The organism is Microbulbifer mixtoriginis (SeqCode), from assembly GCF_052466865.1.
Genome location: NZ_CP174293.1, coordinates 1,042,989 through 1,066,062, shown reverse-complemented (window position 1 = coordinate 1,066,062; position 23,074 = coordinate 1,042,989). Strand labels below are relative to the sequence as shown.

The following is a 23,074-nucleotide window of genomic DNA, read 5'->3' as shown; positions in this document are numbered from 1 at the left end:
AAATTCCCGTTATCGATAGGTAAAAAGGTTAAATAGAGAGTACACCGCACAAGCGGCTCCGCACAGCGGGTTTAAGCCGTCTTCGCCGTTTTTGCCGGCTGGCCACTTTTAGCTTTACTGCCATTGGCAGCATCGCCGGCCAAATTTTTCTTACTGCCGGTCTTAAAATCTGTCTCGTACCAGCCGCCGCCCTTGAGGCGAAATCCAGCTGCTGAAATCTTCTTGTGCAACTCGGCCTTGTCACAGGCTGGACAGTCTTTGAGGGGGTTGTCGCTCATGCGCTGCAAGGCCTCCATCTCGTGGCCGCAGGCATTGCACTGGTATTCATAGATCGGCATTACTCGGTACCCGATGCTGGAAAAAGGGGGACAGAGTATACATGAGCCCCCCAGAGGGAAGAAGCAGGCACCCCCTTTTGGCCTTTGTAGAAGGGGTTTGGGATCTCAAAATAGGTACAAAATAAGGAAAAAGCACTATTTTTCTAGTATTTCCCCGTGCGGCCAAACAAAAACTATATATACTTCCCACCATCACCCGCTGAGACGCCGTTTTGTGGATGCAGCGCAGCGGGAGACCGAACACACTTTTACCGGATATACACCGAACAACAAAGAAGGAAGTAAGCTATGGCAATCGCCAAGAAAGCTGCCAGCAAAACCACTGCTGCCAAAAAGGCTCCAGCCAAGAAAGCCGCTGCCGCTCCAGTTAAGAAAGTAAAAGCGATCAAAGAGAAGTTCACCAAAACCCAGGTGCTGAACCAGATCGCAGAAAATACTGAACTGTCCCGCAAGCAGGTACAGTCTGTTCTGGACGAGCTGAGCGATATTATTGAAGGTCACATCAAGAAGCGCGCTGTTGGCGAATTCTCCCTGCCGGGCCTGATGAAAATCACCACTGTGAAGAAGCCGGCCAAAAAAGCCCGTAAAGGTATCAACCCCTTCACTGGTGAAGAGACTGTCTTCAAGGCCAAGCCTGCAAGCATCCAGGTAAAAGTTCGCCCGCTGAAGAAGCTGAAGGAAATGGCTGAGTCCTAAGACTCCCAGCCTCAGGCACTAAACCCCGCAACTGCGGGGTTTTTTTATGCCCCTATATACCATCTAAAGATTGGCCATAGCCCCATTCTTAGCTACACCAATTACCCTTTTAACCACGCCCTTATCAATATCAGCAGGGTGTAGCTTCCATAAAAAATAACCGATCCCATACGGGAGTCTATCCGGCAATATTTATTAGCTGATGAATAGCGTAAAATAACCAGCTTACCGATAATTGAACCCAGTTTATTCCTATGCGCGCATCCCGTTACCTTATCGCCACCCAGAAAGAAACGCCCAACGACGCGGTAGTAATCAGCCATCAGCTGATGCTGCGCGCCGGTATGATCCGCCGTCTCTCCTCCGGCCTCTACACCTGGCTGCCCACCGGCCTGCGCGTACTGCGCAAAGTAGAGCGTATTGTGCGTGAAGAGATGAACAGTGCCGGTTCCCTGGAAGTATTGATGCCGGTAGTGCAGCCGGCGGAGCTGTGGGAGGAGTCCGGCCGCTGGCAGCAGTACGGCCCGGAATTACTGCGCATCCAGGATCGCCACTCCAATGACTTCTGCCTGGGCCCAACCCACGAGGAAGTTATTACCGATCTGATCCGCAATGAGATCAAAAGCTACAAGCAGCTGCCTGCCAATTTCTACCAGGTACAGACAAAATTCCGCGATGAAATTCGCCCGCGTTTTGGTGTGATGCGCGCGCGTGAATTCACCATGAAGGATGCCTACTCCTTCCACATTGATGCGGATTCCCTGCAGGAGACTTACGACATTATGCACGGCGCCTACTGCCGCATTTTTGATCGTATTGGCCTGGACTACCGCCCGGTGCTGGCGGATACCGGCTCTATCGGCGGTTCCAGCTCCCATGAGTTCCACGTTCTGGCACAGAGCGGTGAAGACGATATCGCTTTCTCCACCGAATCCCGCTACGCCGCCAATGTTGAGCTGGCCGAAGCCTTGGCCCCTGCAGGCGAGCGCGCCGCACCGAGCCAGGAAATGCAGGAAGTACACACGCCAGGGCAAAAAACCATCGCCGATGTCAGCGAATTCCTGAACAGCGACCCCACCCACTCGGTAAAAACCCTGATCGTGCTGGGTGAATGCGAAGAGGGTGAAACCGCGCCCCTGGTTGCGCTGGTGCTGCGTGGCGACCATGAACTGAACGAACTGAAAGCAGAAAAGTTGGCCGGCATCGCCAGCCCATTGCAGTTCGCCCCGGAGCAACGTATTGCCGATGAACTGGGCTGCAACATTGGCTCTTTAGGACCTGTCGGCATGAAGCTCGAAACCATTGTGGACCGAGCTGCGACACACCTGGCGGACTTTATCTGTGGCGCCAACCGCGACGATTACCACTTCACCGGCGTGAACTGGGGCCGCGACGTGGAACTCGGCCGCGTTGAAGACCTGCGCAATGTCGTTGCCGGTGACGCCAGCCCCGACGGCCAGGGCACCCTGGAAATCAAACGCGGAATCGAAGTCGGCCATATTTTCCAGCTGGGTGACAAATACAGCCGCGCCATGAACGCCACCGTACTCGATGAGAACGGCAAGGAGCAGGTCATGTCCATGGGCTGTTACGGCATTGGAGTATCCCGGATTGTCGCCGCCGCTATTGAGCAAAACCACGACGACTCCGGCATTATCTGGCCAGACGCCATAGCGCCGTTCCAGTTGGCAATTGTGCCCATCAATATGCACAAGAGCGATGTGGTACGGGAAAAGTGTGAGCACCTGTATGAATCCCTGCGCAGCAAAGGCGTGGATGTACTGCTAATGGATGAGCCCAAGGCTCGCTTGGGTGGCATGCTCGCGGATGTCGAATTAATCGGTATCCCCCACCGCATCGTTATCGGCGACCGCGGCCTGGAGAAAGGCATTGTGGAATACAAGGGCCGCGCCGATACGGAAAGCCAGGAGTTTGCGGTATCCCAGCTGGAGGAAGTACTGCTGGAGAAATTCGGCCTGCGCTAATCTGATGATGAGATAGATATTCCTTATCTATCTCAAAATACCTCCGTGAAATGCCAACGCAGCACTTTAAGTCCGTTGGTATTTCACAGCCCTATTCAATTCAAATGCCTCTTCCTGTCCAGATTTGCGCAAAAGGTCCATAAAAGGCGCTACCCAATCTCCCTGGATCTCGTAAAATTCCCAGCATGATAAGAAAAGCTATTACCGCGATGGGGTTCTGCCTTATCTGCTGCAGTGCCATATCCCAGACTAACACCAAGCAAGTGGACCCCGAGTTGCGGCTCGCCCTGCGCGAGGCCATTACTCAGGCAGACAGCTTTGTCGATCGCTTCGATGCGGAGGTGTGGCTGATGTCAAAATCCCAGCCCCTAGCACGCTACATCAAAGACCCTAAAAGGCGCATGCACGTTCTTAAGGCTGTGCATCGCGAGGCAACCCGAGCGGGTTTACGCCCGGAAATTGTTCTGGCGGTAATCCAGATCGAGAGTGCCTTTAACCCCTACGCAGTATCCCGGGTAGGCGCACAAGGCATGATGCAAGTAATGCCATTTTGGAAGAAAGAGATCGGCCGTCCCGGTGACAACCTGATTGATATGGATACCAACCTGCGTTACGGCTGCACCATCCTCAAGCACTACATCAAAAAAGCGAAGGGCAATCTGGCCAACGCCCTCGCCTACTACAACGGCAGCTATGGCCGCCACACCTATAGCAGTAAGGTGCTGGATGCCTGGGCCAACCGCTGGAGATAAGTCGTGACTTCAGGCTATTTATTTTTTTCCGGCGGGGCCTGCGCCTTACTCTTACTGGCCGCAACCAAGGTTTCCGTCAATCATCGACGCCTCGCGGCGGGCCGCTGGCTGATTTTGGTTTTGATCGGTGTTATCTGTTATTTACTGTTACCGACACTCCCTCCCCTTGTCGGGCTCATGGGGCTGCTGATTCACCTGCCGGTGATTCTGGTGCCCGCCGCCTTCTGGCTGTTTACCCACTTGCTCTGTCGCGAGGAAGAACCCTTTCCCCGCTGGGGCTGGATGCCTATCGGCCTCTCCATTGCCTTTAGTGTCGCCGCTAGTCACTCACCAATCCCTTTAGGCAATAGCGCCGAAGAGGTTTTTTTTAATCTGTCCCAATTTACCCGCTTAGGTCTGATTGGCCTGGGCATGCTCACTCTACTCGGGCAGTTTCACTCGGATTTGGTGGAGGAGCGCCGTCGCTTGCGCGCCATACTGTTGATTGCGGTAGGCACTTATATGCTGATCGTTATCAGTGCTGAATCATTGTTTGCCTACCGCCCCGTCCCCAATAGTGTGCCAACTCTTCACGCCCTACTCGCCAGCCTGCTGTCCCTGGCAGCCTGTTTATGGCTGCTTGCGCTCTCACCCAGCGCCCTGGGCGACTCTCTACCACAACCTGCAACAGATATCCCTGAAGAGGAAGCCCCACCTCCAGCACCTGTACCAACCTTGGATGAGCAGCAGCAGATGCAATTGGCTAAATTGCAAAAGCATATGGAAAGTGGAGGCTATCGACACACCGGGTTGACCATTCGCGAACTGGCGGAGCAACTGGATACCCGCGAGCACCTGCTGCGTACACTGATAAACCGCCACTTGGGCTATCGAAACTTCAACGAATATCTCAATCAATTTCGCATTGATGAGGCCAGCGCCCGCCTGGCCGATCCGGAACAGGCGCATCTACCAGTGCTGACCATCGCCCTGGATATCGGCTACCGATCTCTCAGCCCGTTTAATGCCGCTTTTAAGCGTCGTCACAACCAGACCCCAACCGAGTACCGTCGCGACAAGCTGCCCGCCTAAGAGGGCAGCAATTCGGAATTCGTCAGCATTTTTTCATTTTCCGTAAGCCTCAGTCAGCAAAGCCCCCCAGACTGCAAGCACTGATGCAAAAGCTCCCCATGTGGGTAGCACTTAGAATCCCAAAAGATCCTCAATATCCAACGCTGCCCCTTTAGCAACGCCGATGAAAAAGGATGGTGAAAAAGATGGATTTCTTCGCAGATGTGGCTGATTACGGAACCACCCACTTTAAATTGACCCTATTTCGCTATGTGTTGGCGGCTACTGTGATGAGTATCTGCGCGAGCTGGCTGTTTCGCGCCTGGATGAACCGGCGCCGCATCCAAAAACGGCGTGCTAGCTGGGGGGATATTCGCCGGGAAGTCAGCTACTCCATGCTGACTGTTTGTATTTTCACCCTGTTTGGCATCAGCATAAATTTGCTACAGGATATGGGGATCGCCAAGCTGTATTGGAACTGGAATGACTACCCGCTCTGGTGGAGCATCTTGAGCCTGCCTGTGGTAATTCTCCTGCATGACGCCTATTTCTACTGGACCCATCGGGCAATGCACCACCCAAAGCTGTTTAAGCACTTCCATAAGTTGCACCATATGTCGCGAACCCCAACTCCCTGGACTGCCTATAGCTTTTCTATCGGTGAAATATTTATCAACGGACTTTTCTCTCCACTGATCGCCCTAACGATACCATTGCACCCAAGTATCTGGCTTAGCTTCCTTTTCATAATGATTTTCCGCAACGCCATGCTGCATACAGGCCGCGAATTCCACCCACGCAGCTGGGTCGATGGCGTGCTGGATAATATGACCACCACAACTCATCACGACCTGCATCACCAGCGTTTTCAGGGCAATTACGGTTTTTACTTCACTTGGTGGGACCGCCTAATGGGCACGGAATTTAAGGACTACAAAGAAGTTTTCCGCCAGGCTGTAGACGGCAAACTACACGGCGGACAGCAGGTGGAAACTACCACGCTGGAACAGCACTCCGCAGATGACAACTCTGGGAAAATAACCGCCTGATCAATGGCTACAGTGCAATCACTGGCTTTCAAAGTAGAGAGTCAACGGAAGTGTTATCAAACTGATAAAAGAGGTGGCAACCACCATTGCGGATGCAACACCGCCATCGCATCCATAGCGTTTCGCCAGTACGGCGGCAATCGCCCCAGAGGGCATTGCCGCCTGTAAAACCAATAGCTCCCGCTCGATGTGCGGTAACTCAATTGGCATTGCCAGAGCCCATGCCACCATAGGCTCTGCCACCAGCTTTAACAGGACGACCACCAGTATCAGGCCCGCCAGTTGGCGCACAGCGATGGGGCGCAGGGCCAGACCGATACTAAATGCCACCAGCACTATCAAGGATTGTCCGGAAATCCGTAATATATCCTCCAGCAGCTGCACAGTAACATTCCCCTGGGGCAGGCCAAATAGGGAAATAATTGTGCCTAAAACCATCGTGATAAAAATTGGTGATACAAAGAAAGGCTTACAGGCCTGCCAAACATTGACCTGCTCTCCCTCATCCCGGCCGAAATAAATGGCCACAGCAACACCGACAGTGAATACAGATAAAAGTGCGCCATATTCACCAATGAGAACACTGTCTCTCATAACCAGAGGGTTATCGTGAAAAATCCGACGAATCAGCGATAACCCTAAAGTCGAAGAGCCGCCAAAACCCGCAACCAACACAATCGAGCCGAGGGTCTTACGCCCCAGCCCCATCAATTTACCCACTGCCCACGCAGGCACCATGATTGCAATACTCACAGCAAATAAGGCCAGTGCGGGAAGAAGAGCCTGGGAAGAAAAAGGGACTTTAATCAAGCTATGTAAAATTACTGCCGGCAGCGCAAAGTCTGTTGCCAGACGCCCAAATACTCCTTGCTCTTCTCTAAGAATCACCCCGCGACTTCGCAACCAAATCGCGCAGGCACACAGCGCAACCAGGATAACCAGAGCTTCCACCAAACTTTGGAATTGAGACATTACTCATATCCATCAGTGACAGGATGCGGCAAACACCAGGCCAGACTTCTCTCAGTATTAACGCGAAAAGTAAGAACTGCCCACAGGCCAAAGTCACCGGTGAACAGAGCTAAGGGCGATCCCAGTATTTAGCTGTTTTGGATTAATGCCCGTGTTGCAGGGGAAGCCAACGAGATTCCCGATAACAGTAGAGTCCCCACATTACCATGATCACTTCCAGGGCGAAGAACAGTAAATTGCGTTCATCGAAGCTACCGCTGGAAAACATGCCAAAGAGACGGCCAGCCGCGAATCCAATGTAAGAGATTGAGAGTGAAGCATAGGCGGCACGGCGGTGAGGGCGCATGGCCAACGCAATCAGTAAGAGAACGGCGATTGCCAACATAAAGCCGGCGTAAGTTGCAAGAAATTCGGGCACAGCGGTAGGTGAGGTAAATGTAAATCCAATAGCCGCGGCAAACGACTCCGGATTAAACAGGGCCCCAAGACCGATAGACGCAAAAGCCAATAAATTGAGAGTCAGGTAGACTCGCCCTAAATATTTCAACTGCCACTCCCCTGCACCAGCGGTGATTACCAGCCTCTGGATAGCAGCTTTCCAACCGCTGTCGCTACACAGAAGCCTGTCTAAAGTATATATGAGGTTACAGCCGCCACTCTCTCAATTGGATCACCAACCTCACAAAATGGACATAAAAGGGAGGTAAGTTCTTTAAATTCGTCACAGGATCAAGCCAGACTACTCGCCTGGCAGCTAATTCAACCGATTAGAATCCCCGAAGAAAACGGCTCAAAACAACATGGGCACCCGCCACCTAGGACAGCCCGAAATTAATCTGGCCGACTAGAGACACCACATTTAACACGCTTGTACAAGAAGGCAGGGTTTACCGCAACAAAATTGTCATACGCATGGCACAGACTGAGCAGCTCTCCGCAATCTCTAGGCTGGATAACTATTAATCATGCTCAACTCTTTGAGCTGGGGGCTTCAAGCTATTGAACAAACAGCAAAGAAAGCAAGAGAAAGGATTCTTGACCAGCTGGCAACAGTCTCTATTCGCTGTAGGTATCGTCGAAGAATAAGGATCACTTTTTGACCAGCATGTCAGAAAGTGCAAACGAAAGCCGCACCATAAAATAAGGAGCAGGCAGTGGCATTAAACCTGCCCACTGCCTGGCCTGTTCCTAATCCTGGAAGAGAAGCTCCAATGGATAACCGGTAAAAGGCTTGGTTTTCTCGATCACCAAATGCGAAGTCATACGCGAGATAGCGGCCTCCTCATTGGCCAGTAACTGCTCGGAAACCCGGTTGAAGTCTGCCGCATCAGGGCAAATAAAGCGCAGCATATAATCGAATTCACCAGACATCTTCACGCAGGAAACGATCTGTGGGATATCACTGATAATTCGCCGGAAGTTTTCACTGGTGCGCGCATCCTGGCGCTTCAGGGCCACATTCACATAAAACTCAGCGTGGCGCACCTTGTCCAGATTGATCTCGGCAAGGAACTCACGGATATAACGCTCACTGGTAAGGCGCTTCACCCTGGCCAGGCAAGCGCTCTCCGACAAGCCAATTTGTTCACTCAAATTCAGGTTGCTAATACGGGCGTTAGTTTGCAGAGCCTGCAAAATACGCAAATTATGCCGGTCAATTTTCACGGAACTGATTTCTTTTGAATCTGAAAGGGGGCAAGGATAGCGGTAATCGCCGGAGGCTGAAACTCTATAACCTCCAGAGATGAAAAAGCCAGCCCCCGGCAAGAGAGGCTGAGAGCTGGCTACCGCCACTTGGGTTAACTAGCCTGGCGATTAGCGCAGGTGACAAAACGCTCGATTCGGTCCAGAGCGCGCGACAACTCACTGTCATCGGCCGCTAGCGTCAAACGCACATGATTCACCGCACTTTCACCAAAAGGTGTACCCGGCAATACTGATACCCGCTCGGCTTCTAGCAGGGCCTCGGCGAATACCTGACCAGAGCTGGCCAACTCGGAAACATTGACCATCACAAACATACCCGCATCCGGGCTGTAACAGCTAAGCCCCGGAATTTTGCCGATTCTCTCAACGATCAAGTTGCGGCGACGTTCATAGGCGTCACGCATCTGTTTCACGAAATAGGTATCGAACTCCAGAGCAAAAGCCGCAGCTTCCTGGATAAACTGTGGACAGCCGAAGATAGTGGCTCCGGCGAATGCCGCAAGGCGCTCCACCAGGGCGCCACGCGCTACCGCCCAGCCCAGACGCCAACCACTCATGGCATGAGACTTAGACAGACCATCAATCACCACAATATTGTCCAGAGACTCTGCTGCTGTGCGCAATGAGGTATGGCGGCGGGCAAAAGTGATCATGGAGTACATTTCATCGGACACCAGCCAGATGTTGCGCTCACGGCAAAAGGCAGCCAGTTCACGCAACTGTTCAGGAGTTGCCATTGCACCGGTGGGGTTGACCGGGGTATTGATCATGACCACTCGGGTCTCTTCAGTGACTGCCGCTTTGATCGAGTCCACATCGAACGCAAAATTCTGTTCCGCCGGGCAGGCTACCCGCTTTACAGACAGCCTGAGACTGTCACAAATGGGGACATAACCGATATACATCGGTTCTGGGATAACAATCTCCTCACCAGGGTTCAACAGGCAGGAAAGTACCGCGTAGATAGCATTGGTACCGCCGGGAAACACCACAACATCATCGGGATTGCAAGGGTGGGGTGAAACCTTACTCTCGATATCCGCGATAGCTCTGCGCAACACCGGCTCACCGGCGGCGGGAGAGTAATGAGTCCGCCCGACACCCAGGCGAGCGCGGGCAAAATCCAGAATTGGCTCGGGGGTATCGAAGTTGGGGTCCCCCACACAGAGGAAAATGACATCCTCCCCCTTATCGGCAAGATCATGGGCCCGGTCACTGACCGCCCAGACATTGGAATCCTCACAGTTCAGAGCCTCGCTTTGAAGGCTGAATTGGGGGGTAAAATCTGTCACGTTTTTCACTATTTATCTGCCATTTATGCCTGCTAAGGTAGCAACCATCAAAGTAATCTATACCGCTATATAGCCGCATATTTCGCATTACTCAGGAGTTTCTATGGGTATTACCGCAGAAAATTCTGAAGGCATTGTCTATGCATAAAGGTGGGATAGACTATTTGACATCAGCCGGTCATAAAATATTTATCGCAGGCGACCGAATAGCCTATTAGGCAGATGCCAGTACATCTGCTTCCTCCGATCACACACAGAAACAGATTCTCCAAACTGGCTCTATAAACGAATCCAGACTCCAAAGATGGCGCCCAGTCTTGGGCGCATTTCAACAGCAGAAGAAAAGATAAGAGTCATACATCTGTCACTTACAGCCAAGCCCCCAGTCAACCCCTCCCTACCGACTTAACTGAGGCAAATGTGCCAGAAATTATCTTTGGCGGCCTCTTTTTTCTGCAATCCAGGCCCATATATTGATTTCGAGGGAATAACGAAAACAGAGGGTTACTGTAATGAAGAAATATCTAGCGGTTGTATTCTTGCTTATCTCATCGCACGGCTTCTCCGCCACCTTCTCAGCAGAGCAAAAAAAGTCTCTCATCGATGCCCTTGAGCTTGAGATTTCCAACCGCTATATACTTCAGGAGAACATCCCCTCAATTCGTGAAAGCTTGCAAAAAATTGCACACTCCGAGGCCCTAAAAAAAACTAAAACTCCAAAACAAACAGCCGATCTACTTACTAAGGCACTGGAAAAGCACGATAAGCATTTTGGTGTGCGTTGGTACGATCCAAACATCCCAAAGAAACGACCAAAGCGAGAGGATTGGTTCAGTAAACTAGCCAGGAAAAATTCTGGTTTTACGCGAGTTGAAATACTCGAAGGTAACATTGGCTATATCGATTTCTGGGGCTTTGATCATGTCAACGAAGTCTCAAAGAAACGTCTAGAAGCCGTAATGACCTTGATTGAAGATACCGATGCCATCATCTTCGATCTTAGAAATAATGGCGGCGGTGATGGCAATATGGGCCGCCTAATTAGCAGTTATCTTTTTGAGAAGCCCACCCACCTAAACAGTATTTACTGGAAAGCAACAGATAGCACCACCGAATTCTGGACTTTCGAAACCCTCAATGGCAAAAGAAAAGCCAAAGTTCCAGTCTTCGTTTTAACCAGTAAAAATACCTTTTCGGCCGCGGAAGCATTTACTTATTATCTAAAACATCTTAAACGAGCCACAATTATTGGCGAAGTCACCAAAGGTGGAGCCCATCCCATACAATTTCTCAGCCTTGATAAGGAGTTCAAGGTATCAATTCCTATCGCAAGAGCTGTAAATCCAATTACCAAAAGCAACTGGGAAGGTACCGGCGTTTTACCAGATATTATCGCTTCAAAAGAGGAGGCTTTTGATATTGCTTACCAAGAGTCTCTACATATCATTCAAAACACAACAAACAATCCACAACAACTCAAGGAAGTTAGTGAACAATTAGAAGTATTGACTAACAAAGAAAGACGCAACTAGATCAACTTCAGCCTGAGTGATTTCCTCGAATGAAGAACTTAAAGAAGAATTTAAATCAGACAAAACACATCGGTCTTGTTGGTTGCTCCTCTGAGGGCGCAGCCCTATGCTATAAGACAATTTGCACAGAAAGTGGCAAATATCTTGGTGAACATGCTCATCCCGAGATATCCATGCACACTCATTCTCTGGCTCGATATGTAGAATATTTGGATTCCAATGATCTTCAAAGTGTTGGCGATCTAATGCTCTCTTCCGCTGACAAGCTCGAATCCCAGGGGGCCTGTTTTCTGATCTGCCCCGATAATACTATTCACCAAGCCTTTGACTATGTAATAGAGAGATCCCCCCTACCCTGGCTACATATTGCCGACAGTGTTATTGCTGAAGCCACCATCAAGGGCTATAGAAAGCTGGGCCTACTCGGTACCCGATGGTTAGTTGAGAGCGATGTTTATCCGTCGAAAATAGAGGCGGCAAACATAGGTTGGTTACGGCCGCCTAAGAAGGCTGTTGAAAGGATCGGGCAGCTGATTATGGGAGAGTTAGTCACTGGGGTATTTCGACAGGAAACAGTGCAATACTTCCAAGACACTATTAACAACCTCAAACAGGATGGATGTGATGCAGTTGTCCTGGGTTGCACCGAAATACCATTGATTATCGATGATAGTAATTCTGCGTTACCAACGTTAAACTCTAACCACCTTTTAGCTGAGGCCGCGATAAAAGAGGCGATTGTAGCCTCTTGAGTCAGGTGTCAGTCAAAGAATCATAGTACCAACTTTCAATTAGTTAAAAGTTTCTAGCAGTGACTCCTCACCTACCAGCTGTATTAGCTACTCTTCTGTCTCTAATTCCACTAAACGCAACAGCCAATATCTACAAGTGGATCGATGAAAATGGCCAAGTCCACTTCAGTGACAAGAAAATAGAAAATATTAAACAAGAAGTTATTAAGCCTAGAAAGCACAAGTCTGATTGGTCTCGATTTGATATTTCCGTCGAAGCCATTGACACCAACCTGAGCAATCAGGAATTAAACAGGATTGTTACAGATGTCAACCTCGTCTATGAGTTTTACGATCGCGTTCTGTTTTTTGACTTTTACAAAACGGTACCCGTTAAGGTCTTGGTTCTAAAGGATAAAAAAGCCTACTACGAACACCTAAGAAAGAGAATGGGAAAAGAACCATCAGCCTCTTATGGGATATATTTCTCTCAAGATAACCAAATTATTGTTTACATCCAAGAGGATAGAGCCAGAACATTCCGCACTATTAAACACGAGGTTAGTCATGCAATAACCGATACTGTCACTCCCTACGCCCAATCCTGGCTAAATGAAGGTTTGGCCGAGCAGATGGAAACCCTCACTAAAGTGAACGGGCAACTGCGCATCACTAGTCACTGGGAAAATTATAGATGGGTAAATCCTCTCAAGCGCCATGAGAGGCTTATGGATATCAGTACATTCCTTAGGATCCCTAACACAAGATGGCGACAAGCACAAAGAAATGGGACTGCGCCTTTACAAGCACAGGCCGGGCAATTTTTATACTTTCTATTATCAACACCAGTCGGTAAAAGCTTTGTAATTCGTTTAGTCCATAAGCTGGAGCGTGGTGATCGTACGCACTCGTATTATCTGGTCGATAAAGACTATATTGGCGGGATCAGAGGTCTGGAAATCAACTGGAGAAATTGGTTAAGTGGGGAAACTGATAAATACATCAATTTCTAAACTGAAAGATTAGTTCACTCTTATAAAATTTATTGAGCTAAAACCAATAAAAACATTAGATCGAGCATTACATACAAGACTCATCATGAAAAATCGTTTAACTATTGCAATTACACTTTTACTTTTAAGCCCACTCTCTTTTGCGAAGAATAAGGATTCATTTGATCATATGGTTGACATTGCGAGCTTCAAAAGCAAAGTATCGAGCTCCACATGGAATTACAAATGGAGGAATCGAAACTATATTTTCACTTTTGAACCCGACGGCACCATCTCCAAACTTAAAAGTTGGTCAGGGGTGACCTGGGATATCACTCAAAAGAATGAAGTCATTCTCAAAGCAAAAACTGACAATATGTATCTTTACTTTAATGAAGCCGTAACAGAATTTCAGACAGTTGACTGGAATAGAGAAAAAGCGAGCGGAGAGTTGGTATTCAAAAATAACAAATAGATCACTCACCTCAAAAATACAACCTTCTTCGCGAGTATTTTAGACGACCTCCATATTACAATACTGCTAATTAATCTAGATTTATCCGGCACGTTTATGGAACATAAAATAAAAATTTAAGGCTAGGTTTTTTTAATTTATGTACTTATAGGAACACCCCTATAATGAAAACTCTAAACTGGCAGCAGTTAGCATGACCACCATCTACTTCCAACTATACAAAAAAGGCCAGGGATAAGAGTGAGCTTATACAAATTAACAATATCTTTTTCTGTACTGATAAATACCGCACAAAAATCAACCAACCCAAAAAATTAAAAAAACTACCCCCAAACTCTTAAAACCAAGATCATCCACCTCAAATATAAAGCCAGACATTATTCCGGCATATAACTTGAAAGCTCTTGACAATCTGACCACAATCGATACTTTATGGTCATACTCTTCGAAAAAAACAAAAAAAATAATTGAAAAATCAAAAAACAACGTTACTAAAAATCATTAAATTTAAGAAACCTGCAACACCATATAACTAACAACTACATAGCGCAAAAGCTTACCCGCCGTCACCAAAATCAAAAACCATAACAATCGTATTCTTAACACCCCCGCCATAACGGTTAATGGATCTCCAACAACTGGAACCCAAGCAAAAGCTAATGAAATCAGGCCATATTTTTTAAAACGCTGCTCAGCCTTTACAAATTCATTTTCTGACATCCTTAACCATTTTTTTATAATACCCAAACTAGCCCAATAGCCAAGAGCATAATTCACCAATGAACCGGCCACATTACCAATTGTTGCAACAGTCACCAATGCAACTGGAGAAAAACCATTGATCAGCAGAGTGGTTAATACGATCTCCGAACTTACTGGCAAGATTGTTGCCGCTAGAAATGCTGAAACAAAAAGACCGACAAAGCCTAATTCGACCAAACTCCCCATTTAACAAAAACATCCTCCAGGAAAACCATAAGAAACCTATAGGGTTTATGCAAAAAAATTTACTATCTTACCCTTGCATTAACCCCTAAAACTGTCAACACCCATACTCAAGAAAATAAATATACTCCCCTTGAGCAATCACATACCTCAACTCCCCAACACTACTAATTTCCTAGCTAACTTATTAGCAAGAATTACAGAAAGATAGAATTTCAAAATATCACTCCAGACATTCAACTAGAAATAAAATCATTCTGGCATTTTACGTAGGCTTTAACCTAAAATTCAAAAATCTCGAATTAGATAGGCTTTACTTCAGCATGAACCCAATCCTAGAAGAAACTATTCAATGTCCCTACTGCGGCGAACACTTTAGTACACTCATTGATATTTCTGTACTTCCGCAAGAATATATAGAAGACTGCCAGGTCTGCTGTAAGCCCATAGTTTTTCACGTTACCGCTGACCTAGAGGGCTCTATTTCTATCAATTTATACAGGGAGGATGAGTCGTTTTGAATACTATCAAATAGTCGACATAGTTCTCTTCTATTTATCTAGAGTACCTGCTCTACAAAACTTATCTCTGCCTACCAACCTGCCTCTGAACATGGTTATTTAAGGTTGGCAAATACCTCTATCGCTCGCTTGCGCCCGGCACTCACATCACAAATTACTTGGGGATACCCTTCAATCATTGGGGGCTCATGAATCTCCTTATTACTTAGTGAGGAAATTTCCGGCACATAATGTCGAATAAACTCTCCGTTAGGATCGAACTTCTGCGACTGGCTATAAGGGTTAAATACCCGGAAATAAGGTGCTGCATCCGTACCGGTTGAGGCGGTCCATTGCCAACCGCCATTGTTTGAGGCAAAGTCACCATCAATCAAGTGCTGCATAAAATAGCGTTCACCCCAACGCCAGTCGATCAGCATATTTTTACTCAAGAACGAGGCGACAATCATTCGTAAGCGGTTGTGCATCCAGCCGGTTTCATTTAGCTGGCGCATTGCAGCATCGACAATAGGCACTCCGGTTTCGCCACTTGCCCAAAGGGAAAATAATCCTTCATCATAGCGCCAAGGAATTTGTTCTGTTTCCTCTTTAAATGGCCTGCCCATACTCAAGCGGGGAAAGTCAGTCAGTAAATGTGTATAGAATTCCCGCCAGATAAGTTCGCTGATCCAGCAGGCAATCCCTTCATCTCCACCCTGCCAAAGGCCTTTATTCTGGCTGAGGGCCATCTTGACGCACTGGCGAATAGAAATAGCTCCACTATTTAAATAAGGGGAAAGGCGAGAGGTACTATCTTTCGCTGGAAAATCTCGTTCGGCCTGATATTGATCAATAATTTTGGCAAAAACTTTCAAGCACTTTTGCGCAGCTTGCTCACCACTCTCCCAACCTTTAACACTACCTGATCGATCAATATTGAGTGAGTAGCCCAATAACTGGTTAGGTATTTTCTGCGTTAGTTTTCGATTTCCTTTTACATCCACTGCGAACCACTTCGGCCAATGTTTGCTATTGGCAGAAGGTGGTATTTTCCTGGGAGTGGGCAAGGGCTTAACCTCGCTCCCTGCACATAACTGGATTAGGGCACGCTTGAAAGGGGTAAACACTTTGTAGGGATCACCACTCGCCGTTCTCACTGCTCCTGGCGGTAATAAGGTGCGGTCACTGTAGTATTCAACCGAAACATTGTGTTCCAGCAATTTTTCTCGAACGGCATTGTCTCGACGCAGCTCATTCAGAGGATACTCAGCATTGGCAAACAATGCCTCTACTTTCAGACGCTGAATAATTTGCTGCAGCGCGTCCGGAACCAGAGAAAACTCAGGGACTTCGAGGAAGTACAGGGGAATATTGCAAGTTTGCAACTGCCCTTGGAGTTTCTGCAAGCAGGCCATACGAAAAGAAACCAGTGCATCGCCTTCATCGTGGTTTTTCCAGGTTTCTGGACAGGCGATAAAAATTGCGGCCAATTGTTCGCATCGAGTACTGGCATGATACAGCGCCGAATTATCCTGTATACGCAAATCGCTGCGGAACCAGACTAGGCCCCGCTGTATTGATATTTGTCGGCTCATCGCTTCAGCTGCTCCCGCAGTTGCGTTACCACGAAGTCTGTAGTACCTGATAATACTGATATCATCGGTATTTTCTTTAGGTTATCCAAGCTTGCAGACTGTAACTCTACGAAATCCCCCACAAGCCTAAGAGGCTTGCTTAGCTCCTGAAATGAACGTGGTAATTCCTCCTCAAGTAAGGGTTTTGGCAGTGCCCGATGGCTGTACCAGAGCAGCGCATGCACATCCAGCTTTCTCACATTTTCAGTAAGCCCCAGCAGAACGGCCCGATAATTCAAAACCACTACGCCAATACCGGCAGCCAAAAGTGTGGCGCAAAATAATTGCACAAAGGCCCGCTGATCTTCACCGGGGAAATCCAGCAATAGGACTCGACTCTCGCAAGCCAAACGATCTTTATTTAAATTTCTGCGAGCTATGCCGTTGGCCAATAACAATTGTTCATTAACCAGCTGCCAAAAGAAACCTTGCGCGGCTTGCGATCGCCTCAGCCTAGCCAACTCGGTATGCAGCGGCTTGAGCCAATGATCGAGTAATAGTGATGCCGGTAAGGTGGAAATCCAGTGGTCCAGTTGCTTGCGAAGCTTTGGCTCGTCAAAGTTTTGTGACAAGTTTAAGGCTTCATCGATCATCTCACGCCAACCACCTGCAGTGTTTGCCTCTCTCTCTTTGGCTGACAGGGAGGATGGACCACGTGCCAATAATTCCCGCACCTGTCCAATAGCTACACCTCGGGCCAGGCAGGCCAGTACCTCTTCGATACGCCTGACCTCTTCTTCACTATAAAGTCGGTGCCCCTTGCTGGTTCTGGCCGGTGTTAACAGGCCGTAGCGCCGCTCCCAGGCCCGAAGGGTGACAGGGTGCACGCCGGTACGACGCGCTACCTCACGAATTGGTAAGCTGGCTTCAGTAAGGGGGGCAATCTCAACCATCACAATTCTCAGCGAAATTCACACAGACCCAGCTCTGCCGGCTCAGCGGCGAGCAACACTTGACTATGGATAAACTGGTGAGGAGTGCGCGGCAAATAATGGCGCAACATCGTTAGCACTGCCGACAAAGGCTTATTACCCTGACGGTATTCGTCAATGAGTAGCGCCAGCTCGGCTCTCTCTTCCTTGCTCAGGTAGCTCTTCAGGTGGCCCTGGCTGTGCATCAAGGCGTTGGTGCGGTCCTTTCGGCTGGCCAACTGGCTGAGAATCTCCATTATTTTACCTCTCACCTCATAGGCAAACTCCTCCACCGGCAATGCGCGCGAGTTAGAAACAAACTGACCCAGTGCACGGGTCATTGGCTGACTGTGCGCCAACAGTAGATATTTATAAGCGGTGTAAAATTCAATGACCCTGGCTGGGCGCAGGTCGGTGGCCACATAGCGATGCCAGGCGTCGTAAGCAAAAACACGGGTGAGGAAATTCTCGCGCAAATCGCTGGCATTGAGCCGCCCCACTTCTTCCATCGGCATATGGGGAAAATGCTGGCGCAAGCGTGCCGCGAATAAGCCGGAGTCGTGCGCCAGCACCCCGGTACCATCTTCTTTATAGTGGGGAGTGGTTCGCACTCCACAGCTGGGAGATTTCTGCATCAGAATAAAACCACGCAGATTCTCCACTTCAGGGACAATCGTATCCGCGTAGTCCTCTAGAGCCTCGGTAACATCTAAGTTCTGATCTTCCCGGCCAACCGCACGCAACCGGTCACTCACAATAAGGTGAATAGGCGGTCTGGGCACGCCCATGCCAATGGCAACCTCCGGGCAGTAAGCCTGCAACTCAAAACAATTGCCCAGCAGTTGGGTGCAGACTTTACTGTGCTTGTGGCTGCCGTTGTAACGCACCGGATCACCCACGGCACAGCGGCTAATGCCCACCGGAATTTTTTGAGACAAGAGCTGTATATGCATAGTTTTGCTGCACAGAATCGGTTCACGTTCTTCTTTTATAGACTCTCACAACTAGTTGTACAATAGATAGCTTTGTACAACTTTTGGAAAGTAATCAAGTCTCTATGGCCGCTTGCGCCCATACACACCATAGCTACAATGCAGGGCCGCATTTTTACCGAGCGGCAGGGCTGTGATTCTTTATCTCACCAGCTACCCCGGCAATTTGCGGCCTCCTCCTCCCCGAAAGTACGGATTAGCTCATGATTCCAGCATTGCGCGAAGTCGACGAGGTTCAGGCGCTCTATTTGCAGTTTTTGCAGGAGCTTGCAGACGCGGGTTTCCGCGGTGACACCACACCCAGTTACGCCAGCCGCACCGTTTTAGCGACCGATAACTCTATTTACCAAGTTCTACCTCAGGCAGTGGTATACCCACGCAATCACCGCGACCTGCAACTACTGGCGGAACTGGCCGAACGGGAGGAGTTCCACTCCGTAGTGCTCTCACCCAGAGGCGGTGGCACCGGTACTAACGGCCAATCGCTTACCGATGGGCTGGTGGTGGATATCTCCCGCCATATGAACCAGATCCTTGAGATCAATGTGGAAGAGCGCTGGGTTCGCGTACAGGCTGGCGTGGTAAAAGACCAGTTGAATGCCGCACTTAAACCCCACGGCCTGTTTTTTGCGCCAGAACTTTCTACCAGCAACCGCGCTACCATCGGTGGCATGATCAATACGGATGCCTCAGGCCAGGGATCCTGTGTTTACGGCAAAACCCGCGATCACGTGTTGGAATTGCACACAGTGTTAATGGGCGGGGAGCTGTGGCACTCCACCGCTATAGGGGACACTCAGCTGCAAGAAATATGCGCTGAAAATAGCCGCGTCGCAGAGGTGCATAAAACCTGTGACAAGATTGCCAGGGAAAAAGCCGAACTCATCGAGCAGAAATTCCCCAAGCTCAATCGCTGCCTCACCGGCTACGACCTGGCCCATATTCGTGAAGGCAATCGCTTTAATCTCAACAGCGTATTGTGCGGTTCCGAAGGCACCCTCGGGTTTATTGCAGAAGCCAAACTCAATCTGCTGCCCATTCCCAAGAGTGTGGCTCTGGTCAATTTAAAATACGACCACTTCCAGGAAGCGCTGCGCGATGCCAAGGACCTAATGGGCGCAGGCCCCATGTCGATCGAAACAGTGGACAGCAAAGTTCTGCAGCTGGCCATGGAAGATATCGTCTGGCACAGCGTCAGTGAATTTTTCCCCGCAGAGGATCGCCCGGTCAAGGGTATCAACCTGGTGGAGTACGCTGCAGATACCGAGGAGGAACTGGAAAAAGCTCTGCAGCAATTTATTGCACATATCGAGGCTGCCATTGGCCAGCCAGGCAAGAGCTTCGGCTATTCTATCGCCCGCGGCCACGCCGAGGTGAATCGTATCTGGGCCATGCGCAAACGCGCAGTGGGTTTGCTGGGCAACGCCCAGGGGGAAAAGCGCCCGATTCCCTTTGTAGAAGATACTGCCGTACCACCAGAAAACCTGGCCGATTTTATTGCCGAATTCCGCGCAGTGCTGGATGAGGCCGGCCTCGACTACGGTATGTTCGGCCATGTGGATGCCGGCGTATTACATGTACGCCCGGCAATTGATATGAAAGATCCCCAACAGGCCGCACAAATTCGCCCCATCACCGACCGGGTGGTGGCACTGACACAAAAATATAAAGGGCTGCTGTGGGGAGAACACGGCAAAGGTGTTCGTTCCGAATATGCCCCGGAATTTTTCGGCGAGCTGTATCCAGAGCTGCAGAAAATTAAATCCGCTTTCGATCCACGCAATCAATTAAATCCCGGCAAAATTGCCACACCCGATGACAGCGCCAGCCTACTGAAAATTGATGTGGTGAGCACCCGCGGTGAACACGATCGACAAATTCCCGCGCAAGTATGGGAGGGATACGACGAGGGTGTGCACTGCAACGGCAACGGTGCCTGTTTTAATTGGAATCCAGACGATGCCATGTGCCCTTCCTACAAGGCCACGCGCAACCGGATCCATTCCCCCAAAGGGCGTGCCTCGCTGATGCGAGAATGGTTGCGTCTATTGAGTAAACACGATGTAGACGCGGTAGCCAGCGCGCGTAAATACCGCGAACGCTCTTTTTTTGTCGGCCTGCCCAAACGCATCGTAAATACCCTGGCAAAAACCCGCGGCGAGTACGACTTCAACCACGAAGTCAATGAAGCCATGCAGGGCTGCCTAGCCTGTAAATCCTGTGTAGGGCAGTGCCCTATTCGCGTGGATGTGCCGGAATTTCGCAGCAAGTTTTTGGAGCTTTATTACAGCCGCTACCTTCGCCCGCTAAAGGATTACGCCGTGGGCGGACTGGAATTCCTGATGCCGCATCTAGCCAGACTACCGCAATTGTACAACTGGCCGCTAAAGCTGAAGCCTATATCTTTTTTGATGGAGCGTGTTTTCGGCATGGTGGATAGCCCACAGCTCTCACAAAAAACCCTGCAAACCAGCATGAGAGAACTGGGAGTACCCACCGCTACAAAAGCCTGCCTGGATACTCTGGGGCCCTCCCAGCGCAGCCGCGCGGTCATCATTGTGCAGGATGCCTTCACCAGCTATTTTGATGCCGAAGTGGTAGCGGATATTTTGCGCCTGCTCAAACAATTGGACTTTGTGCCGATTCTCGCTCCCTATCGGGCCAACGGTAAACCCCTCCACGTTCATGGTTTTTTACGCCAGTTCCAACGAATTGCCGAAGGCAATAGTGAGATGCTTAACAACCTGGCGGAGAGCGGTATCCCCCTGGTGGGCATTGATCCCTCCATGACCCTTACCTATCGCTCTGAATACAAGAAACTCCTCGGGGAACGCGCCCCGAAAGTACATTTGTTACAAGAATGGCTGGTTCAACAAGAAGATCACCTGCAGCAACAGCGCGCTCGGGTAAAACCTGGCAGCTTTCAACTACTGCCGCACTGCACCGAGCAAACCAATGCCGCCGCCTCACTCAAGGATTGGCAAACAGTATTCGCCGCCTTGGGCCTGGAGCTGCAGAGTGAAAATCTCGGCTGCTGTGGTATGGCTGGGACCTATGGCCACGAGACCGCGCATAAGGAAACATCGCGGGTGATCTTCCAGCAGTCCTGGGCTCCCAAACTCAATGGTGGGGAGCACAACCAACTCGCCACCGGATACTCCTGCCGCTGCCAAGCCAGCCGCTTTGCAGGTGTTAGTCTGCGCCATCCTCTGCAGGGATTACTGGCACAACTCGATAACTAGGGATTTACTGACGTATGAGGGCCGTAACTATGGCCCCATACGTCATCGGGCCAAGCGCGAAAATCCCTATGCATAAACCACTGCCTCATTTATACATATTTTTTTATGCACTTTTCTGCCTAACCGCACTATTAGCGGCAGTCTCCCTTATTTCGGACGTTCTCCCCAACAATACCCAGACTCACAGAGCTCAATCTCACGGGGGAGAAACCCTAGGGGCGATCCACTGGGTCAACGAAGCGGAGGCACTCGCCCGCGAGGGTAATTTTGGCGATGCCTTGCCACTCTATGAAAAAGCCATTTCCGCTCTCGGCGCCTATCCCTCCCAGCAGCACACCCTGCGCTACCGCTACGGCATAGTACTAAATGCCTTGGGGGCCAAATCGAGGCCAGATCTCTACCCGCTGGCGCGGGCCCAGTTTCAATCAGTTCTGCGCTACCTGGATTCAGGTGCACAACTACCTCACTCCAGCGCAAGAGTGCGCTCTGCCCTGGCACACACTTACCACCGCCAAGCTGCCAGCGAAGAGTTGGCCACGCAGCGTGAACACCTCCTCAGCACTGCTTATCTCCTCTATAAAAGTGCCCTTGAAGGTCTGCTCAATCAGGAGGAATGGCACAACCTTTCTATTACTTATTTCAATCTTGGGCAGGTTTGTGAGTGGCAAGGAAATATTGAAGAGGCCATTCGTTGGCTGGAGAAAGCGGTAGAACTGGATTTACAGCACAAATTACCCGACCTAAAAGAGGATAGTGACTATTTGGCCGCGCTTCGCCAGCAGGTAGAACCGGTACAGCAGAACCGTGGAACCACCCTTTAGCCCTCACTTTTCCCCAAATTGTTTGCCAGAAAATGAATCGACGAAGCCGTTTTGCTGCGTTAAAACACGTTTTTTCTTCAATTCAGACTAATTTGGTGGGGCAGTCACAAATAGTTTCAGGGAAATTTTTTACTTTTCTCGTCTGAATTAGAAAGCCGATCCGGAAAAATAGCTTGTTAACCGTAGGATGACATCGCTGTCACTGTAAATCCCACCTAAAAAATGAAATTTCTTAATCAGAAAAAAATACGAATTATGTAACCATCAATAGCGTATAAGCGTGAACAAAACCCTTAAATTTAAAAATAAAAAGGGTTATTGATTTCAAGCACTCACAATAACCAGCCATTCTTTAAGGTCTTTTGTCGCCAAATAAGAAAAAGTTGCCTCAACCCAAATCCCCAGTAATATAACCAGCGTTGATTAAATATTGATCAACCATTTCCAAAAGCACTTGG

The 23,074-nt window shown here is 49.3% G+C and carries 21 protein-coding genes; 12 read left to right on the top strand and 9 right to left on the bottom strand.

Annotation, left to right across the window (positions count from 1 at the left end; translation table 11 throughout):
* Window positions 1-71 precede the first annotated feature (71 nt).
* On the bottom strand, window positions 72-338 hold the full coding sequence (locus tag ACJJJA_RS04875; RefSeq protein ID WP_252084617.1) for an FmdB family zinc ribbon protein: 267 nt from the start codon (window positions 336-338) through the stop codon (window positions 72-74).
* 288 nt (window positions 339-626) lie between these two features.
* Here ACJJJA_RS04875 and ACJJJA_RS04870 point away from each other — a divergent pair, with 288 nt between their 5' ends.
* The 5 genes from ACJJJA_RS04870 to ACJJJA_RS04850 all read left to right on the top strand — a co-directional run bounded on the left by ACJJJA_RS04870 (window position 627) and on the right by ACJJJA_RS04850 (window position 5,870).
* Entirely contained in the window at window positions 627-1,034 is a 408-nt protein-coding gene (locus tag ACJJJA_RS04870; RefSeq protein WP_252084616.1) for an HU family DNA-binding protein, read from the top strand.
* A 254-nt stretch (window positions 1,035-1,288) separates the two neighbouring features.
* Window positions 1,289-3,019 (top strand): proline--tRNA ligase, encoded by a 1,731-nt coding sequence (locus tag ACJJJA_RS04865; protein ID WP_444903888.1) that lies wholly within the window; start codon window positions 1,289-1,291, stop codon window positions 3,017-3,019.
* A gap of 209 nt (window positions 3,020-3,228) precedes the next feature.
* A complete protein-coding gene (locus ACJJJA_RS04860; RefSeq protein ID WP_444885956.1) occupies window positions 3,229-3,771 on the top strand; it encodes a lytic transglycosylase domain-containing protein in 543 nt (180 codons plus the stop codon).
* A gap of 3 nt (window positions 3,772-3,774) precedes the next feature.
* Window positions 3,775-4,842 carry a helix-turn-helix transcriptional regulator gene (locus ACJJJA_RS04855; RefSeq protein ID WP_444903887.1) on the top strand — a complete coding sequence of 356 codons (1,068 nt, stop codon included), beginning with the start codon at window positions 3,775-3,777 and terminating at the stop codon, window positions 4,840-4,842.
* A 185-nt stretch (window positions 4,843-5,027) separates the two neighbouring features.
* Window positions 5,028-5,870 (top strand): sterol desaturase family protein, encoded by an 843-nt coding sequence (locus ACJJJA_RS04850; protein WP_444903886.1) that lies wholly within the window; start codon window positions 5,028-5,030, stop codon window positions 5,868-5,870.
* Between the two features lie 18 nt (window positions 5,871-5,888).
* Here ACJJJA_RS04850 and ACJJJA_RS04845 read toward each other — a convergent pair whose 3' ends face one another.
* The 4 genes from ACJJJA_RS04845 to ACJJJA_RS04830 all read right to left on the bottom strand — a co-directional run bounded on the left by ACJJJA_RS04845 (window position 5,889) and on the right by ACJJJA_RS04830 (window position 9,850).
* Window positions 5,889-6,842, bottom strand: a complete 954-nt coding sequence (locus ACJJJA_RS04845; protein ID WP_252084612.1) for an AEC family transporter — start codon at window positions 6,840-6,842, stop codon at window positions 5,889-5,891.
* Between the two features lie 142 nt (window positions 6,843-6,984).
* A complete protein-coding gene (locus ACJJJA_RS04840; RefSeq protein ID WP_444903885.1) occupies window positions 6,985-7,389 on the bottom strand; it encodes a DUF4345 family protein in 405 nt (134 codons plus the stop codon).
* A gap of 641 nt (window positions 7,390-8,030) precedes the next feature.
* Window positions 8,031-8,507, bottom strand: coding sequence for an Lrp/AsnC family transcriptional regulator (locus tag ACJJJA_RS04835; protein WP_226644702.1), 477 nt, complete (start codon window positions 8,505-8,507; stop codon window positions 8,031-8,033).
* 134 nt (window positions 8,508-8,641) lie between these two features.
* Window positions 8,642-9,850, bottom strand: coding sequence for a pyridoxal phosphate-dependent aminotransferase (locus ACJJJA_RS04830; protein WP_444903884.1), 1,209 nt, complete (start codon window positions 9,848-9,850; stop codon window positions 8,642-8,644).
* Between the two features lie 503 nt (window positions 9,851-10,353).
* Here ACJJJA_RS04830 and ACJJJA_RS04825 point away from each other — a divergent pair.
* From ACJJJA_RS04825 to ACJJJA_RS04810, 4 genes are all read left to right on the top strand, one after another.
* The gene (locus ACJJJA_RS04825) at window positions 10,354-11,373 is read left to right on the top strand and encodes a S41 family peptidase (protein ID WP_444903883.1); all 1,020 of its coding nucleotides are present in this window, start codon (window positions 10,354-10,356) and stop codon (window positions 11,371-11,373) included.
* Window positions 11,374-11,402: 29 nt separating this feature from the next.
* Complete coding sequence (locus ACJJJA_RS04820) at window positions 11,403-12,125, top strand: aspartate/glutamate racemase family protein (RefSeq protein ID WP_444888045.1); 723 nt, start codon at window positions 11,403-11,405, stop codon at window positions 12,123-12,125.
* A gap of 59 nt (window positions 12,126-12,184) precedes the next feature.
* The gene (locus ACJJJA_RS04815; protein ID WP_444903882.1) at window positions 12,185-13,117 is read left to right on the top strand and encodes a DUF4124 domain-containing protein; all 933 of its coding nucleotides are present in this window, start codon (window positions 12,185-12,187) and stop codon (window positions 13,115-13,117) included.
* A gap of 85 nt (window positions 13,118-13,202) precedes the next feature.
* Window positions 13,203-13,571, top strand: a complete 369-nt coding sequence (locus ACJJJA_RS04810) for a hypothetical protein (RefSeq protein WP_444888043.1) — start codon at window positions 13,203-13,205, stop codon at window positions 13,569-13,571.
* A gap of 507 nt (window positions 13,572-14,078) precedes the next feature.
* Here ACJJJA_RS04810 and ACJJJA_RS04805 read toward each other — a convergent pair.
* Window positions 14,079-14,519, bottom strand: coding sequence for a YqaA family protein (locus ACJJJA_RS04805; RefSeq protein WP_444883796.1), 441 nt, complete (start codon window positions 14,517-14,519; stop codon window positions 14,079-14,081).
* 320 nt (window positions 14,520-14,839) lie between these two features.
* Here ACJJJA_RS04805 and ACJJJA_RS04800 point away from each other — a divergent pair, with 320 nt between their 5' ends.
* Window positions 14,840-15,037 carry a CPXCG motif-containing cysteine-rich protein gene (locus tag ACJJJA_RS04800; protein WP_444883795.1) on the top strand — a complete coding sequence of 66 codons (198 nt, stop codon included), beginning with the start codon at window positions 14,840-14,842 and terminating at the stop codon, window positions 15,035-15,037.
* A gap of 95 nt (window positions 15,038-15,132) precedes the next feature.
* Here ACJJJA_RS04800 and ACJJJA_RS04795 read toward each other — a convergent pair whose 3' ends face one another.
* From ACJJJA_RS04795 to ACJJJA_RS04785, 3 genes are read right to left on the bottom strand one after another with little or no spacing between them, the layout of a single operon-like run.
* Window positions 15,133-16,611 carry a cryptochrome/photolyase family protein gene (locus ACJJJA_RS04795; RefSeq protein ID WP_444903881.1) on the bottom strand — a complete coding sequence of 493 codons (1,479 nt, stop codon included), beginning with the start codon at window positions 16,609-16,611 and terminating at the stop codon, window positions 15,133-15,135.
* Window positions 16,608-17,543: a MerR family transcriptional regulator gene (locus tag ACJJJA_RS04790; RefSeq protein WP_444903880.1), complete on the bottom strand. Its 936-nt coding sequence runs from the start codon at window positions 17,541-17,543 to the stop codon at window positions 16,608-16,610. The genes ACJJJA_RS04795 and ACJJJA_RS04790 overlap by 4 nt, the downstream gene beginning before the upstream one ends.
* Window positions 17,544-17,551: 8 nt before the next feature.
* The gene (locus ACJJJA_RS04785; RefSeq protein ID WP_444903879.1) at window positions 17,552-18,514 is read right to left on the bottom strand and encodes a YbgA family protein; all 963 of its coding nucleotides are present in this window, start codon (window positions 18,512-18,514) and stop codon (window positions 17,552-17,554) included.
* A 242-nt stretch (window positions 18,515-18,756) separates the two neighbouring features.
* Between ACJJJA_RS04785 and ydiJ the strand changes: the two genes are divergently transcribed.
* Window positions 18,757-21,795 carry a D-2-hydroxyglutarate dehydrogenase YdiJ gene (ydiJ, locus tag ACJJJA_RS04780; RefSeq protein ID WP_444903878.1) on the top strand — a complete coding sequence of 1,013 codons (3,039 nt, stop codon included), beginning with the start codon at window positions 18,757-18,759 and terminating at the stop codon, window positions 21,793-21,795.
* 68 nt (window positions 21,796-21,863) lie between these two features.
* A complete protein-coding gene (locus ACJJJA_RS04775) occupies window positions 21,864-22,616 on the top strand; it encodes a tetratricopeptide repeat protein (RefSeq protein WP_444903877.1) in 753 nt (250 codons plus the stop codon).
* Window positions 22,617-23,074 lie beyond the last annotated feature (458 nt).